Genomic DNA, 13,696 nt, shown 5'->3' with positions numbered 1-13,696 from the left:
GTCGAGACGCGTCGCTTCGTACTCAACGTCATCCTGGGGACGAGCCCGAGGATGACGAAAATGATGTTGTCACCTCTTGGAAAACGCTCGCACCAACTCTGCATCCTGCTGAAGATTGTCGAGCCATTTCGGGTCGAGCTTCGGTACCGAGGAGAACAGGAGCTTCGAATAGGGATGGGTCGGCGACTTGATCGCTTCCGTTGCCAGATGCTCCACTTTCTGCCCGCCATACATCACGACGATTTCGTCGCAGATGGTTTCCACCACAGAGAGATCGTGGCTGATGAAGATGTAGGAGAGGTTCAGCTCTCGCTGGAGTTCGCCGAGCAGGTCGATGATCGCGGCTGCGACGACCGTATCAAGCGCCGAGGTAATTTCATCGCAAATGATGAGCGATGGTTCTGCTGCGAGTGCGCGGGCGAAGTTGACGCGTTGCTTCTGTCCGCCCGATAGGCCGGAAGGATGGCGGTGGCGAACCGAGCGCGGCAGCTTCACCATATCCAGCAACTGGTCGATCCGGGCGTCGCGCGCCTTGCCTCTCATGCCGTGATAAAAGGTCAGCGGCCGGCCAAGAATATCCTCGATGGATTTGGCCGGGTTGAGCGCCGTATCGGCATATTGGAAGACGATCTGCATGCGGCGCAACTGATTGCTGGTGCGTCGGCGGGCATCGGCATCCAGCTGCCGACCTTCGAAGATGACATGACCGCTGGCGGCGGGCAGAATGCCGGCAATGGCGCGCGCCAGCGTCGATTTTCCGCAACCGGATTCGCCGATGATGCCGAGATTGCGTCCGGGATAGACTGCAAGGCTAACGGAATCGACCGCACGCACCAGCGGCATATGGTCATCGCCTTTCGTTCCATATCCGGCGATCAGCTTCTCGATATCCAGCAGCGGCTTCGCGTCAATTTGTTTTAGCGGCGCTACGGTGCGTACCTTGTCGTTAAAAGCGGTGAGCAACTCCCGCGTATAAGGATGCTGGGCATTCTCGAGAATATCCGTGGTCGTGCCGGTTTCCTGTATCTCGCCGCCTTTCAGCACCACGATCCGGTCGGCAATCTGGGCGACGACTGCGAGATCGTGCGAAACATAAACGCCGCCGATACCGCCCTTGCGCATCGCTGATTTGAAGGCGCGGAGAACCTCGATCTGTGTCGTTACGTCGAGTGCCGTAGTCGGTTCGTCGAAAATGACCAGGTCCGGGTTGCCGATCAGCGCCATGGCTGCGGAGAGACGCTGAAGCTGGCCGCCGGAAACCTGGTGCGGATAACGGTCGCCGATGGTTTCGGGATTGGGCAGCGACAATGCCTTGAACAGTTCCACCGCTCTTTGGCGCGCCTCCTGCGGCGGCATCAGATCGTGGATGCGGGTGACCTCTATGACCTGGTCGATGATCTTTTGCGCCGGATTGAAGGCGGCTGCGGCGCTTTGAGGGACGTAGGAGATTTTCGTACCGCGGATCTTTGCCCGTTCCATTTCGGAAAGCTGTACCATGTCGCGGCCTGCCACCGTGACGCTGCCGCCGGAAATACGGCAGCCTGGGCGGGCATATCCCATCAATGTCAGTGCAATGGTGGTCTTGCCGGAGCCGCTTTCGCCGATCAATGCGACGATCTCGCCATCGGCGATATCGATGTCTACACCCCTGATGATTTGGATGCGGCGGCCGGAATCGGTGGTCGCCTCGACTTTAAGTCCACGGATTTCAACAAGATTTGTCATTATTCGCTCCTGTCGCGGATTTTCTGCGGCAGATTGTCGATCAGCAGATTGACGCTGATCGTCAGGCTGGCAATCGCCAACGACGGAAAGATCACGGCTGGCGCGGCAAAGGGCAGGCCGCCGATGTTTTCACGCACCAGCGCACCCCAGTCTGCATTCGGCGGCTGCAGGCCAAGACCGAGAAAGGAAAGGCCCGACAGAAGCAGCACGATGAACACAAAGCGCACGCCGAGATCGGCCAGCACGGGACGGATGATGTTGGGCAGGATTTCGGAGCTGATAAGGTGCAAGAGGCTCTCGCCGCGCACGCGGGCCACGGTGACGAAATCCATGGTGTTGACATTGACGGCGAGCGCCCGGGCAAAGCGATAGGCGCCGGGCGTATAGATAACCGACAGGGTGACGATCAGCACAGGAATGGAGGAGCCAACGGCAGCGACAACCACAAGTCCGAAAAGCTTGCTTGGAATGGAGTTCACCGCATCGAGAAAACGGCTGAGGGCCGCATCGAACCAGCCGCCGACCACGGCAGCGCTCATGCCGAGAACGACGCCCGACACGCAGGCGATCGTGACGGCCGCAAGTGAAATGCCGACCGTGAAACGCGCGCCCATGAGAATGCGGGAAAACACGTCGCGGCCGAGATAGTCGGAGCCGAGCCAGAGATCGGAGGTCATCGGACCGAAATAATCCAGATCGACGATTTCACCGACGGGATGCGGGATGAGATAGGGCGCAAAGATCGCAACCATGGCCCAGAGAAAAATGACGAGAAAGCCGAAAACGCCGACGACATTGATTTTGTAACCCAAGCGCGAGGTCCCCGAAGTTGTTTTGATATTGTCGGTCATCAGCGCAGCCTCGGATTGGACATGATGGCGATGATATCGGCGGTTGTGATGAGGAGGAGATAACCGACGCAGAAAATCATTGCGCAGCTCTGGATCAGAGGCAGGTCGCGGGTCGCGACGCCATCAACCATCAGCTTGGCGATGCCTGGATAATTGAAGATAGTCTCAACGATGATGACGCCGCCGACGAGATAGGAAAGCGACAAAGCAACCGCATTGACGATGGGGCCAAGCGCATTGGGAAGTGCGTGGCGCAGGACGATGCGCATGCGCGGTGCGCCCTTCAGGAGCGCCATTTCCACATAGGGCGTATCGAGCGTCTCGATGACGGCGGCGCGGCTCATGCGGATCATCTGTGCCGACACGACGAAGGTGAGCGTGATGACCGGCATGGCGTAAACCCGCAGCACATCGAACACGGTATGCACCTCGCTGACCAGCGACAGGGCTGGCAGCCACTTCAGATATACGGCGAACAGCAGAACCGCGAGCGTCGCGATCATGAATTCCGGCACCGAAATGACACCGATGGTCAGGATGGTGACGGCGCGATCATAAAGCGTTCCACGCAGCATGGCGGAGCTGATGCCGAGCGTCAGGGCCAGCGGCACGGCGATAACAGTGGTGATGCCGGCAAGCTTCATGGAGTTGACGAAACGTGGGCCTATGAGGTCGGCGATCGCCATATTGTTGGCGTAGGACGTGCCGAGTTCGCCGTGCAGCAGGCCAAAAAGCCAGCGGACAAAACGCAGAAGGGCCGGGTCGTCGAGATGCATGGCGGTGCGCAGACCGGCCACGGCCTCCGGCGTTGCCGACTGGCCAAGAAGGATCGTTGCCGTGTCGCCGGGCAGCAGGCTGGTGGCGGAAAAGACGATAAACGATACGATAAGCAGCGTCGTCAGCATGACGACCAGCCGCCTGGCGATAAGGGAGAGTATCCGGCTGTTCATTTACATGCTCCTGCGACCTGCCTGGATCATGATGATTTCAGGCCCGATCGACCTGAAATCATCATGATCCAAATTATATAGCTGTAGCGAGATATCAGGCGAAAACCGCTTGTTTTTCAAAGTGTCGCTCCAGCTGTGGAGGCTTCCCGCACCGGCGGAAAGGTTGCCGGGCGCGTCGGCGCCCGGCCCCTTGGTCTATCAGGCCTCGAGCCAGACGTATTCAGCAAACGCGTAACCCATCATGCCGCCGAGCGGATTGGCTTCCAGACCCTTCAGCTTGGAGGTGATGGCGTCGACATTGGTGATATAGGCGGGAATGATGGTGCCGGCTTCGTCGGCGATCATCTTTTCCATTTCGAAGTAGATCTGCTTGCGCTTGTCCATGTCCAGCATACCGCGTGCTTCGAGCATCATCTTGTCGAACTTCGGCGACTTGTACTGGCTTTCGTTCCACGGCGCGTCGGAGGCGTAAAGCAGCGAGAACAGAATATCCGGGGTTGGGCGCGGGTTGATGTTGCCGAAGTGAATAGGCGCCTTGAGCCAGTAATTGCTCCAGTAACCGTCCGAGGGAACGCGCTGCACATCCAGCTTTACACCGATTTCTGCGGCCGACGCCTGGATGATCATCGCCATGTCCACGGCAGAGTTTGCAGCATCCGAGGTGATGACCGGGATGGACTGACCGATAAGACCCGCTTTTTCAAAGTGGAACTTCGCCTTATCAGGATCGAAGGCCTTCGGCTTGAGGTCCGGATTGTGGTAGGGACTCATGGGCGGCACTGGCTGGTCGTTACCGACTTCACCGAGGCCACGCAGAGCCGCCTTGACGATCTGCTCGCGGTTGACGATCGACTTCATGCCGGCGATGAAATCGGCATTGTTGCCGGGCGTCTGGTCCAGCCGCATATTGAGGTTGGTGTAGTTGCCGGACGTTCCCTTTGACAGAACGATGCCTTCCTGCTTGTCGAGCAGGCGCAGCGAACGCGGATTGATAGCCGCTGCGAGGTGGATATCGCCCGAAATGAGGGCGTTAACGCGGGCATTGTCTTCGGCAATCGCGAAAAATTCGAAGCTATCGACGTGCGGACCACCCTGTTTCCAGTAATTGGTGTTTTTCGACATGATCGAGCGGACGCCGGGTTCGAATTTCTCCAGCTTGAAGGCACCGGTGCCGTTCCCCTTGGAGAAATCGGTCGCGCCATCGGCAACGATCATGAAGTGATGCAATGCCAGGATGGCCGGCAGGTCTGCATTCGCGTTTGCCAGCGTGATCTCGACGGTGCTCTTGTCGATCGCCTTGAAGCCGGTCATCTGGGCGGCGATCTTGGCGACCTTCGAACCGACGGCCGGGTCAAGGTGACGCTTCAGCGAATAGACCACGTCATCGGCGGTCAGTGCCTTGCCGTCATGGAAGGTGACGCCGGAACGCAGCTTCACGGTCCAGGTCTTGGCGTCCTTCGTTTCGATGGATTCGGCCAGCTCCATCTGGGGCGTGCCGGAAACATCGAGGAAGCTCAGCCGGTTATAGAGCGCGCAGCAACGAACGTAATCCGTCGAAAGCGAGGCTTTTGCGGGATCGAGCGTGTCGGCCGTGGAGGAGGACCAGCCGGCCGCCTTCAGCGTGCCGCCGGAAACGGGAGTGGCCGCCAGCGCCTGCGAGGCGCGGCCGAGAATGGCCGAACCGGCGGAAAGTGCTACGCCGCCGGCCAGCATCATGTGAAGCAGCTCTCGCCGCGTCGCGCCGCGACGGATAGCCTGTTCAACGGCGGCATCGTCAGAGCGGGTCCAATTTGTAATCCTGTCACTCATGGTCTTCCCCTTTTGTATGATTTGTTGAAATGGCATCTGCAGTAATTTTCGGTATCCACGCCCCAGTGCGCGTCATGCCACAGGCGGTTCAGCGGCCCGAGTGTCTCGTGGCCTCGGCAAGGCCGGCCATCGAGGTGAAGTGGTAGTCCGGTTCGGTAAAGTTCTCCGGCTCGATGGTGCCGCCATATCCCTTCTGGGCGTGGCGGCGCTCTATCCAGCAATTGGTCATCCCGAGTTTCCGTGAAATGCCGATATCGTGGTACTGGCTCTGCGCAACGTGCAGAATGTCGTCCTTCGATGCGCCTTCGCTTTCAACGAAGGCGAAAACCTTCTCGAAGAATGCGGGATCCGGCTTTTCCGTGCCGGTATCATCCGCTGTGAAAGCGGCGTAAAAGGGACTACCGAGTTCCTTCGAGAAATACTCGAAGGCCCAGCGCTGGGCGTTGGTCATGGCAATGAGACGATGCGTTTTTGCAAGCTCGGCCATCGCGGCACGACTGTCTTCAAAGCCTTTCCAGTTTTTTGCTGCGTCGCGCAGGCGCTCACCCAGAGCGCGCTCCGCCGGCAAACCGAGTTCCGGAGCGATGATCAGGTAGACGCGGACGAGATCGTCCGGAAACAGATCGGTGGCGTCGGAGTAACGCGCCGCGCGGTAAAGGCCGAGCGCCTTTTCACCGTCGACCTCAACGCCGTTTTCAGCGCCGATCTGGATCAGGGTCGATTTCATGCCACCTTCGAAATCGATGAGAGTTCCCACCACGTCGAAGCTCATATATTTGAAGTCGCTCAGTTTCTTGGGCAATGTCGGTCTCCGCTTTGCCGCGCAGAGCCCTTGGGAAGGCTGCGGCATTTTATTCTGTTCCCGGACGGGATCCTTGTCCCGTTCCCATTCTTGCTAACGCCCTTTTTTATGGCGTTTAGTGCTTTTTCTGTTGATAGTTTGGCAGTTCCAGCGCGCCGGATTCTCCGAAAAGGATCGGGTCTTCGGCAGAATATTGCGAATATGTGCGGCGTTGCGACATTTCGAGAAGGTGCCGTAACGCCATCCACCGTTCGCCTCAGGCCATGGCGGCCCGCACTGCCGGGTCCTCGAGCGTCTGGTCGAGGGTTTTCCGCGTCCGCTCTATAATGGCGTCGATCTCGTCATCGGTGCAACACAGCGGCGGCGCATAGCCGAGGATGCCGTTGGCGAAGGCGCGCACGATGAGGCCGTTTTCCCAGGCGCGGTCAAAAACCTTGCGTGCAGGGGCCGCCGCAGCCGGCAGCGGGGTTTTCTTCTCTTTGTCGGTCACGAGTTCGATAGCGGCAAGCATGCCCCGGCCACGTACATCGCCAACCAGCGGATGGCTTCTCAATCCTTCCAGCCCGGCCATCAGCCGCTGACCGGCGCGCCGGCCGTTTTCCAGCAGCCCGCCCTCGTAAAGTTTCAGCACTTCGAGACCAACGGCGGCACTGACGGGATGGGCGGAATAGGTATAACCGTGCCCGACCGCGGCATCGCCGGCGAAGTCGGCTATTGTATCATAAACATGGTCGGCCATGAAGACGGCGCCCATCGGCACATAGCCCGAAGTCAGACCCTTGGCGGCTGTGATGAAGTCCGGCACGATATCTTCGTCGGCACAGGCAAACAGTGGTCCCGTGCGGCCGAAGCCGGTGATGACTTCGTCGGCAACGAAGAGAATGCCGTAGGAACGGCAGAGTTCTCGCATGGCCTTGATCCAGCCAGGCGGCGGCACCAGAACGCCACCGGAGCCCTGAATGGGCTCGGCATAAAAGGCGGCGACCCGCTCCGGGCCGATAGCCTCGATCTTGTCCTTCAGGATTTGCAGGGAAGAGGCGATGATGGCGGCGGGGTCGCTGCCGACCGGATTGCGATAGGCATAGTGAGACGGAATTTTGTGCTGCCAGTCGTAAGGCACGCCGAAACCTGCATGGAAGGCAGGCAGCGCAGTCAGGCCTGAACCGGCGGTGGTGGAGCCGTGATAACCCTGTTCGATGGAAATGAACTGGTCGCGCTGCGGCTGGCCTTTGGCGTGCCAGTAATAGCGGATGAAGCGGATGGTGCTGTCCACCGCGTCGGATCCGCCAAGCGTGAAATAGACGTGGTTGAGATCGCCGGGCGCGCGGTCGGCGAGTTCGGAGGCGAGGCGGATGGCGGGTTCGCTGCCAATGTCGAAATAGGCAGTGGCATAGGGCAGTTCACGCATCTGCTTTGCCGCCGCTTCCACGATGCTGTCATGGCCATAGCCTGCATTGACGCACCAGAGGCCGGCAAAACCGTCGATCAGCTGGTGGCCGGTCATGTCGGTAATCGTGGCACCCTTTGCCGATTTCAGCACGCGAACGCCAAGCTTTTCATGGCCGCGGAAGGAAGAGACAGGGTGCACCAGATGGGCGCGGTCGAGCTCGATCAGTGAATTGCTTAACATGGGTCTCTCCGGATTCAGCCCAGCGCCTGGCTGGTCAACGCGAATGTTTTCAGTTTTTTGTCGGCAGAGGTTTCCGCCTTCGGCCGGCGCATGGCGATGCCGCCACCGACATGGGCAAGACCGTATTCGGCAAGCCAGGGACCGAGTCCCGTCTCGGTGGTGGTGTCTACGCGCAGGAATGCGCCGGGGCGCTCGGAAACGACGAAGGCAATCAAATCCTTCGCGATTTCAGCAGTTTCCGCGACAATCGGGCCGATGACTTCACCACGGCCAAAGGCGCGAAGGCCTGCAAAACCCATGATGGCGCCATGCTGTTGAACCACCGCAAACCGTGCCCTATCCGCAAGCTCGGTAAAGAGTGCTGTACGATCCGCACCGAATGCCTGCGCGTCGAGTGCGGCAAGCTCGGCCGGTACAATCGTTTCTGCCCATGCCACGTTAGCGGGCTTATCGGCGGCCGTAGGAATTCCCTGGTGCTGACGCACCTCGCCGCATGCGACGAACCCCATCTTCTCATAGAGTGGGAGGCCTTCAGCGGTGGCGGTCAGACGGCACTCGCGATTTTCCGCAGCATCGACGACCGCCTGCATCAGTTTGCGTCCGAGACCACGGCCGCGCATGGCCTCGTCCACGATCACCATGTTGACGGTGGCGCAGGTGTCTCCCAGAAGCGTGGCCATTGCGGTTCCGACGACGCGACCGTTTTCGATAGCGACGAAACCCTTGCTCAGTGAAAGGACGAGCGCCCAGTCTTCCCGGCGGTGTGGCCATCCGGCCTGGCGGGAAAGCTCGACGGCGGCGTCGAGGTGTTGCGGCTCAAATTTCTGGATATCGATGAGGCTGGCTTGCATGGCCCAACTCCGTTTTATTCTTCATGTTCATTGATAGACCGGCGGCAAAAGAACATTGTCCCGACGAATGGCAAGGTTCGATATGTTTCACTGTTGCTTTTACCCGCCGCCGCATCTTATGCCGCACATCATCTGCTTCCATCCGCAGAACGGGGGTGGGCGGCGGCTTCCGGTTTTGTCGCACGCAACTCTCTGCCAAACTGGCGGCCGCATACGCAACAATCTGCTTTCGCGAATGGCAATTGCAGTGCGTCGACCGGGCAAAGGCCTCTATGATCTTGTTATTGCAGCCACCACCCATCCCCAAGCAAGGACGACGACGACATGACCATCTTCCGCCCGAAATACATCACTTTCGATTGCCACGGTACGCTGATTCATTTCCAGATGGCAGAAGCTGCCCGCGATCTCTATGGTGATCGTCTGGGCGAGGCCGAGATGCAGCAATTCATCAAGGACTTCTCTGCATATCGCCTGGACGAGGTCATGCATGACTGGAAGCCTTACGCCGAAGTTGTCCATAACGCCCTGTCGCGCACCTGCAAGCGCAACGGTGTGGCCTTCAAGGACGAAGATGCGGTAATGGTGTATGAGCGCGTTCCGACATGGGGTCCGCATGCGGACGTTCCGGCCGGTCTGGCGAAGGTTGCCAAGGAAATTCCGCTGGTCATTTTGTCTAACGCCATGAATTCGCAGATCATGTCGAATGTGGCAAAGCTTGGCGCGCCGTTCCATGCTGTCTATACCGCCGAACAGGCGCAGGCCTACAAGCCGCATTTCAAGGCTTTCGAATATTTGTTCGACATGCTCGGCTGCGGCCCGGAAGATATCCTGCACGTGTCGTCCTCCTTCCGCTACGACCTGATGTCCGCGCACGATCTCGGCATCAAGAACAAGGTCTGGGTCAACCGCGGCCACGAACCGGCAAACCCCTATTACGGTTATACGGAGATCTCCGATATTTCCGGTCTCGCGGGCGTCGTTGGACTGTAAGGAAGGACCGGATCATGAAGCTCGTCTCCTATTGGCACGACACGGCGCCCCTGTTTGCGGGGGCGGCGCAAGGTCCTGTCGAAGGCCATTACGATGTGGCCGTCATTGGTGGCGGCTTCACGGGTCTGGGTGCTGCGCGCCAGCTGGCAAAAGCGGGCGCGCGCGTGGTTGTTCTTGAAGGACAGCGCGTCGGCTGGGGTGCTTCCGGGCGCAATGGCGGCCACCTCAACAACGGGCTGGCCCACTCCTACCTCTCCGCCAAGGCGGAACTCGGCAAGGAGCGCGCCATCGCGCTCTACAAGGCGCTGGATGCCTCGATCGACACGCTGGAAAGCCTGATCGCCGAGGAAGGGATCGATTGTAATTTCCGCCGCGCCGGCAAGCTGAAAATGGCTTCGAAACCGCAGCATTTCGAAAGTCTGGCGAAGAATTTCGAGGCTGTTCATGCCGAGGTGGATCCCGACACGGCGCTTCTGTCGGTTGACGATCTCAAGGCGGAAATCGGCTCTCCCTTTTATGGCGCCATGCTGTCCAAGAAGAGCGCCATGATGCATATGGGCCGCTATGTGGCCGGCCTTGCGCAGGCTGCCAGCCGCCATGGTGCGGTGATCTTTGAAAATGCGGCGGTGACGAAACAAACTCAGAACGGCAAGACACACACGCTGGAAACGGCGCGCGGCAAGGTCACCGCGGATAATGTTCTTGTGGCAACCGGCGCCTACACGCCCTCCGGCTTCGGCTATTTCCGCCGCCGCATCATCGCGGTCGGCAGTTTCATCATCGCCACGCGGCCGTTGACGGATGCCGAGATCAAGGCGTCCGTTCCGGGTAACCGCACCTACGTCAACACCATGAATATCGGCAATTATTTCCGCCTCGCACCGGACAACCGGTTGATCTTCGGCGGCCGCGCGCGCTTTTCCACGACATCGGACCAGCGTTCGGATGCCAAAAGTGGCGCGATCCTGATGGATAGCCTTCACCGCATATTCCCGCAGCTTGCGCATGTGCCAATCGATTATTGCTGGGGCGGACTGGTTGATATGACCAAGGACCGTTATCCCCGCGCCGGTTTCCATGACGGCGTCTGGTACGCCATGGGCTATTCCGGCCACGGCGCCCAGCTTTCCACCCATCTGGGCATGATCATGGCTGACGCCATTCTGGGCCGCCCGGACAACAACCCGCTGAAGGGGATGGACTGGCCGGCGGTGCCTGGCCATTTCGGCAAGCCCTGGTTTCTTCCCTTGGTAGGGCTTTACTACAAGATGCTGGATAAGATTCAGTAGCGCGTTAGTTCATTTCTTCATCATGCCGGACTTGATCTGGCATTCAGCCACTGCGCGCCTGCACTGTGAATAGTCTCTTACGATCAATGACGTGATCGCGCTGGACCCTGGATCTGGTCGGGGGTTACGACACGTGAATGCCGTGGCTTTGCCAAACCAATTCATGCCTCCGGATTTTTCTTCCACCCCTGGGAGTGCTGCTTTTCAATTTCGCACCAAAAAAGAAGGGCCGCAGAGCGGCCCTTTAGGCGGGGAGAAAGAAACAGTCTTCAGGCAAGTCCACCGATGTGGAACGTCTTCATTTCCAGATATTCCTCGATGCCGACCTGTGCGCCTTCGCGGCCGAGGCCGGATTGCTTGACGCCGCCGAAGGGGGCGACTTCGGTGGAGATCGCGCCGGTATTGAGGCCGACCATGCCGAACTCCAGCGCCTCGCCCACGCGCCAGGCGCGTTTGAGGCTTTCAGTGTAGAAGTAGGCGGCAAGGCCGAAGGGCGTGCCGTTGGCGATCGCAATCGCCTCCTCTTCCGTCTCGAAGCGGAAGAGCGGGGCGACTGGCCCGAAGGTCTCTTCGCTCGCCAGCCGCATGGCGGTTGTTGCGCCCGTCAGCACCACCGGTGCGGTATATTGCGAACCTTCAGGCAGATCATGAGGCTTGGTAATGATCTCGGCGCCCTTGGAAACGGCGTCATCGATATGCGCGCGGATTTTGGCGATTGCCGGCTCGTTGATCATCGGACCGATGGAAACACCTAGCTCCGTTCCGGGTCCGACACGCATGGCATCGACGCGATCAGCCAGTTTTTTCGCAAACGCATCGTAAACGCTCGCCTGAACGAGAATGCGGTTGGCGCAGACGCAGGTCTGACCGCCATTGCGGAATTTCGAAACGAGCGCGCCTTCGATGGCGAGATCGAGATCTGCATCGTCGAATACGATGAAAGGGGCATTGCCGCCGAGTTCCAGCGACAGTCGTTTTACACTGTCGGCCGCACCGCGCATCAGCAGCGAACCGACACGGGTAGAGCCCGTGAAGGAAATTTTCCGCACCGTCTCATTGGCCATGATCTCGTTGCCGATCTCCGTCGGCATGCCGGTGACGATGTTGATGACGCCAGCCGGGATGCCTGCACGTTCGGCGAGAACGCCGAGCGCTAGGGCCGAATAGGGCGTGAATTCCGAGGGCTTGATGACCACGGTGCAGCCAGCCGCCAATGCAGGTGCGACCTTGCGGGTGATCATGGCGTTCGGGAAATTCCACGGTGTGATGATGCCGCAGACACCGACCGGCTCCTTCAGCACCACGATACGGCGATCCGGCGTCGGAGAGGGAATGGTGCCGCCGCTGATGCGTCGGCCCTCTTCCGCAAACCACTTGACGAAGGATGCTCCGTAACGGATTTCGCCCTTGGCCTCTTCAAGTGGCTTGCCCTGTTCGATGGTCAACATCAGGCCGAGATCGTCGATGTGTTCGATCATCAACGCGAACCATTTTTCCAGAAGCGCCGCGCGCTCCGCGTGCGTTTTCTTCTTCCACGGCACGAAGGCAGCGTTGGCGGCTTCGATGGCCGCGCGGGTTTCCACGCTGCCCATATCCGGCACGGTGCCGATCACCGCCTGCGTCGCCGGGTCGATCACGTCGACCGTCTTGCCTGATGCGGCCGCTTTCCATTCCCCGCCGATCAAACCCGTTTGGCGAAAGAGTTCCTTGTCCTTCAAGCCCTGCATTATCTGTCTCCGAAATCAGTCGAGAGCCGCAAGAACTGCGGCAGTTATTACGTCTGTGTTGTCCTTGCCCGGCACGGTGCCAATGCCCTGGCCGGTCGCCTTTTCCAGCGCCGCCATGACCCGCCTGGCCGCATCCGCCTCACCCAGATGCTCCAGCATCATGGCGCCGGACCAGATGGCGGCGATGGGGTTGGCAATGCCGAGATGGGCGATGTCAGGGGCCGAACCGTGCACCGGCTCGAACATGGAGGGTGCCGTGCGGTTGGGATTGATATTGGCGGAGGCGGCAAAACCGAGGCCGCCCTGAATGGCCGCACCAAGATCAGTCAGGATATCGCCGAAGAGGTTTGAGGCGACAACGACATCAAGGCTTTCCGGCGCCATCACCATGCGCGCCGCCATGGCGTCGATATGGTAGCTGGAAACTTCAACATCCGGATATTCGGCGGCGAGCTTTTGCGTCACCTCGTCCCAGAACACCATCGAATATTTCTGGGCGTTGGATTTGGTGACGGAAGCCAACTTGCCGCGACGCTTTTGCGCCTGCTCGAAGCCGAAGCGCAGGATGCGTTCCACGCCCTTGCGGGTGAAGATGGAGGTTTCGACAGCGACCTCGTCTTCGGTGCCCTGATGCACGCGTCCGCCGGCACCGGAATATTCACCTTCGGTATTTTCGCGGATGCAGAGAATGTCGAATCCATCCGCTTTCAACGGTCCCTGCACGCCGGGCAGAAGCCGGTGCGGGCGGATATTGGCGTATTGCACAAAAGCCTTGCGAATCGGCAGAAGCAGGCCGTGCAACGACACCGAATCCGGCACCTCCGCTGGCCAGCCGACCGCGCCCAGCAGAATGGCGTCGAAGCCGCGCAGGGTCTCGATGCCATCCTTCGGCATCATCGCGCCGGTCTCCTTGTAGAAGGCGCAGGACCAGGGGAATTCGGTGCCTTCAAGCGCAAAACCGGAGCTTTTTGCTGCGGTGTTGAGAACCTGCCAGGCGGCATCAGTCACGCTTTTGCCGATGCCGTCTCCGGGAATGAGTGCGATGCGATGCGTTTTCAAGATGTTTCCC

Annotated in this window: 11 protein-coding genes; 2 read left to right on the top strand and 9 right to left on the bottom strand. The window is 59.5% G+C overall.

The annotated features are described in order from the left end of the window. Positions 1–69 precede the first annotated feature (69 nt). The 7 genes from J5276_RS17655 to J5276_RS17625 all read right to left on the bottom strand — a co-directional run bounded on the left by J5276_RS17655 (position 70) and on the right by J5276_RS17625 (position 8,618). Positions 70–1,725, bottom strand: a complete 1,656-nt coding sequence (locus J5276_RS17655; protein ID WP_065704244.1) for an ABC transporter ATP-binding protein — start codon at positions 1,723–1,725, stop codon at positions 70–72. Next, positions 1,725–2,576 (bottom strand): ABC transporter permease, encoded by an 852-nt coding sequence (locus tag J5276_RS17650; RefSeq protein ID WP_013761653.1) that lies wholly within the window; start codon positions 2,574–2,576, stop codon positions 1,725–1,727. The genes J5276_RS17655 and J5276_RS17650 overlap by 1 nt, the downstream gene beginning before the upstream one ends. After that, complete coding sequence (locus J5276_RS17645; RefSeq protein WP_003511075.1) at positions 2,576–3,526, bottom strand: ABC transporter permease; 951 nt, start codon at positions 3,524–3,526, stop codon at positions 2,576–2,578. Before J5276_RS17645 ends, J5276_RS17650 begins: the two co-directional genes overlap by 1 nt. 198 nt (positions 3,527–3,724) lie before the next feature. Further along, positions 3,725–5,335: an ABC transporter substrate-binding protein gene (locus tag J5276_RS17640; protein WP_013761652.1), complete on the bottom strand. Its 1,611-nt coding sequence runs from the start codon at positions 5,333–5,335 to the stop codon at positions 3,725–3,727. 88 nt (positions 5,336–5,423) lie between these two features. Then, the gene (locus J5276_RS17635) at positions 5,424–6,137 is read right to left on the bottom strand and encodes an HAD-IA family hydrolase (protein WP_112178389.1); all 714 of its coding nucleotides are present in this window, start codon (positions 6,135–6,137) and stop codon (positions 5,424–5,426) included. 256 nt (positions 6,138–6,393) lie between these two features. Beyond that, positions 6,394–7,767 (bottom strand): aspartate aminotransferase family protein, encoded by a 1,374-nt coding sequence (locus J5276_RS17630; protein WP_003511070.1) that lies wholly within the window; start codon positions 7,765–7,767, stop codon positions 6,394–6,396. 14 nt (positions 7,768–7,781) lie between these two features. After that, the gene (locus J5276_RS17625; RefSeq protein WP_065662552.1) at positions 7,782–8,618 is read right to left on the bottom strand and encodes a GNAT family N-acetyltransferase; all 837 of its coding nucleotides are present in this window, start codon (positions 8,616–8,618) and stop codon (positions 7,782–7,784) included. 324 nt (positions 8,619–8,942) lie between these two features. Here J5276_RS17625 and J5276_RS17620 point away from each other — a divergent pair, with 324 nt between their 5' ends. Beyond that, positions 8,943–9,611 carry a haloacid dehalogenase type II gene (locus tag J5276_RS17620; protein WP_003511068.1) on the top strand — a complete coding sequence of 223 codons (669 nt, stop codon included), beginning with the start codon at positions 8,943–8,945 and terminating at the stop codon, positions 9,609–9,611. Positions 9,612–9,625: 14 nt separating this feature from the next. Next, the gene (locus tag J5276_RS17615; protein WP_065659587.1) at positions 9,626–10,900 is read left to right on the top strand and encodes an FAD-binding oxidoreductase; all 1,275 of its coding nucleotides are present in this window, start codon (positions 9,626–9,628) and stop codon (positions 10,898–10,900) included. A gap of 269 nt (positions 10,901–11,169) precedes the next feature. Here J5276_RS17615 and J5276_RS17610 read toward each other — a convergent pair whose 3' ends face one another. Together J5276_RS17610 and J5276_RS17605 are read right to left on the bottom strand one after the other, a co-directional pair. After that, positions 11,170–12,627 carry an NAD-dependent succinate-semialdehyde dehydrogenase gene (locus J5276_RS17610; protein WP_065704238.1) on the bottom strand — a complete coding sequence of 486 codons (1,458 nt, stop codon included), beginning with the start codon at positions 12,625–12,627 and terminating at the stop codon, positions 11,170–11,172. A gap of 15 nt (positions 12,628–12,642) precedes the next feature. Next, complete coding sequence (locus J5276_RS17605; RefSeq protein ID WP_065704236.1) at positions 12,643–13,686, bottom strand: tartrate dehydrogenase; 1,044 nt, start codon at positions 13,684–13,686, stop codon at positions 12,643–12,645. Positions 13,687–13,696: the final 10 nt, after the last annotated feature.

It is taken from the genome of Agrobacterium sp. S7/73, from assembly GCF_019355535.1.
GTDB lineage: Bacteria > Pseudomonadota > Alphaproteobacteria > Rhizobiales > Rhizobiaceae > Agrobacterium > Agrobacterium tumefaciens.
Note: the sequence above shows the minus strand (reverse complement) of the source record. Positions and strands in the feature narration are given on the sequence as shown.

Excerpts from the sequence above, each read along its gene's own strand:
- J5276_RS17630 (WP_003511070.1), bottom strand. The coding sequence starts at position 7,767 with ATGTTAAGCAATTCACTGATCGAGCTCGACCGCGCCCATCTGGTGCAC.
- J5276_RS17650 (WP_013761653.1), bottom strand. The coding sequence starts at position 2,576 with ATGACCGACAATATCAAAACAACTTCGGGGACCTCGCGCTTGGGTTAC.
- J5276_RS17640 (WP_013761652.1), bottom strand. The coding sequence starts at position 5,335 with ATGAGTGACAGGATTACAAATTGGACCCGCTCTGACGATGCCGCCGTT.
- J5276_RS17655 (WP_065704244.1), bottom strand. The coding sequence starts at position 1,725 with ATGACAAATCTTGTTGAAATCCGTGGACTTAAAGTCGAGGCGACCACC.
- J5276_RS17610 (WP_065704238.1), bottom strand. The coding sequence starts at position 12,627 with ATGCAGGGCTTGAAGGACAAGGAACTCTTTCGCCAAACGGGTTTGATC.
- J5276_RS17625 (WP_065662552.1), bottom strand. The coding sequence starts at position 8,618 with ATGCAAGCCAGCCTCATCGATATCCAGAAATTTGAGCCGCAACACCTC.
- J5276_RS17615 (WP_065659587.1), top strand. The coding sequence starts at position 9,626 with ATGAAGCTCGTCTCCTATTGGCACGACACGGCGCCCCTGTTTGCGGGG.
- J5276_RS17620 (WP_003511068.1), top strand. The coding sequence starts at position 8,943 with ATGACCATCTTCCGCCCGAAATACATCACTTTCGATTGCCACGGTACG.
- J5276_RS17645 (WP_003511075.1), bottom strand. The coding sequence starts at position 3,526 with ATGAACAGCCGGATACTCTCCCTTATCGCCAGGCGGCTGGTCGTCATG.